This is a genomic window from Acidaminococcus nyctereutis (assembly GCF_052216985.1).
GTDB classification, from domain to species: domain Bacteria; phylum Bacillota; class Negativicutes; order Acidaminococcales; family Acidaminococcaceae; genus Acidaminococcus; species Acidaminococcus fermentans_A.
In genome coordinates this window covers 1-1,635 of record NZ_JBQOUY010000053.1, presented here as the reverse complement: position 1 = coordinate 1,635, position 1,635 = coordinate 1, and the positions used below count along the sequence as shown (strand labels likewise).

Here is a 1,635-nt window from a genome sequence, read left to right as displayed (position 1 = left end):
GACAGATGTGCGTCGACGAAGAATAGAAGCAAGCCCTCAGGCTCCTTCGGTTCTCCCTAGAAAGGAGGTGATCCAGCCGCTCGTTCTCGAACGGCTACCTTGTTACGACTTCACCCCAATCATCGGCCCCACCTTAGACAGCTGACTCCTAAAAGGTTATCTCACCGGCTTCGGGTGTTACCAACTTTCGTGGTGTGACGGGCGGTGTGTACAAGGCCCGGGAACGTATTCACCGCAGTATGCTGACCTGCGATTACTAGCGATTCCAACTTCACGCAGGCGGGTTGCAGCCTGCGATCCGAACTGGGGTCGGGTTTCTGGGATTGGCTCCGCCTCGCGGCTTCGCTGCCCTTTGTTGCCGACCATTGTAGTACGTGTGTAGCCCAAGACATAAGGGGCATGATGACTTGACGTCATCCCCGCCTTCCTCCAGGTTATCCCTGGCAGTCTCCTATGAGTCCCCACCGTTGCGTGCTGGTAACATAGGATAAGGGTTGCGCTCGTTGCGGGACTTAACCCAACATCTCACGACACGAGCTGACGACAGCCATGCACCACCTGTTTTCGTGTCTCCGAAGAGAGGGGCTTATCTCTAAGCCTTTCACTCAATGTCAAGCCTTGGTAAGGTTCTTCGCGTTGCGTCGAATTAAACCACATACTCCACCGCTTGTGCGGGCCCCCGTCAATTCCTTTGAGTTTCAATCTTGCGATCGTAGTCCCCAGGCGGGGTACTTATTGCGTTAACTCCGGCACAGAAGGGGTCGATACCTCCTACACCTAGTACCCATCGTTTACGGCCAGGACTACCGGGGTATCTAATCCCGTTTGCTACCCTGGCTTTCGCATCTCAGCGTCAGACACAGTCCAGAAAGGCGCCTTCGCCACTGGTGTTCCTCCCAATATCTACGCATTTCACCGCTACACTGGGAATTCCCCTTTCCTCTCCTGCACTCAAGACTTCCAGTTTCCAACGCCATACGGGGTTAAGCCCCGCATTTTCACGTCGGACTTAAAAGCCCGCCTACATGCTCTTTACGCCCAATAATTCCGGACAACGCTTGCCACCTACGTATTACCGCGGCTGCTGGCACGTAGTTAGCCGTGGCTTCCTCGTCAGGTACCGTCACTGCCGAAGTGTATTATAAATCGGCACGTTCGTCCCTGACAACAGAGTTTTACAACCCGAAGGCCTTCATCACTCACGCGGCGTTGCTCCGTCAGACTTTCGTCCATTGCGGAAGATTCCCCACTGCTGCCTCCCGTAGGAGTTTGGGCCGTGTCTCAGTCCCAATGTGGCCGTTCATCCTCTCAGACCGGCTACTGATCATCGCCTAGGTGAGCCGTTACCCCACCTACTAGCTAATCAGACGCAGGCCCATCTTCTGGCGATAGCTTACAAGTAGAGGCCATCTTTCATCCTCTCTCCATGCGGAGAGAGGATCACATTCGGTATTAGCATCCCTTTCGGAATGTTGTCCCCAACCAGAGGGCAGGTTGCCTACGCGTTACTCACCCGTTCGCCACTAAGAACATTCCGAAGAAAGTTCTCCGTTCGACTTGCATGTGTTAAGCACGCCGCCAGCGTTCGTCCTGAGCCAGGATCAAACTCTCCAAAATAGAGTATTTTGAAGAGCC

The 1,635-nt window shown here is 54.3% G+C and carries 1 rRNA gene; it reads right to left on the bottom strand.

Annotated features, from left to right (window positions below):
* Positions 1 to 60: 60 nt before the first annotated feature.
* A 16S ribosomal RNA gene (locus tag ACTUHY_RS12725) occupies positions 61 to 1,617 on the bottom strand.
* Between the last annotated feature and the right edge of the window lie 18 nt (positions 1,618 to 1,635).